The organism is Streptomyces huiliensis, assembly GCF_020037025.1.
GTDB classification, from domain to species: Bacteria; Actinomycetota; Actinomycetes; order Streptomycetales; family Streptomycetaceae; genus Streptomyces; species Streptomyces huiliensis.
In genome coordinates, this window is the sequence record NZ_JAIQLH010000460.1 from 1 (window position 1) to 220 (window position 220).

The 220-nt window shown below is 78.6% G+C and carries 1 protein-coding gene; it reads left to right on the forward strand.

Features of this window, described 5'->3' with window-relative positions; translation table 11 throughout:
• A partial coding sequence (locus JNW98_RS35100) for a hypothetical protein (protein WP_223772318.1) occupies positions 1 to 220 on the forward strand: 220 nt, incomplete at both ends.

Consider the following 220-nt stretch of genomic DNA (forward strand, 5'->3'; position numbering starts at 1 on the left):
CGGGCGGCCCGGCTGGGTCTGCTGACGAGCCTCGCGCAGGAGCTCCCGTGGCTCGACTGCGCGCACCTGGACCTCCAGGAGGCCCCGGCCGACACACAACTACCCTTCGTTCTGGGCGAGTTGCGGGCCCGTCGGGGTGACATCGAAGCCGCCGTCCGCGGCGGCGTCCGGACCGTGCCGCGCCTGGCGGCGCCGCGGCCCCCGGCCGGCGCGGCGGCCC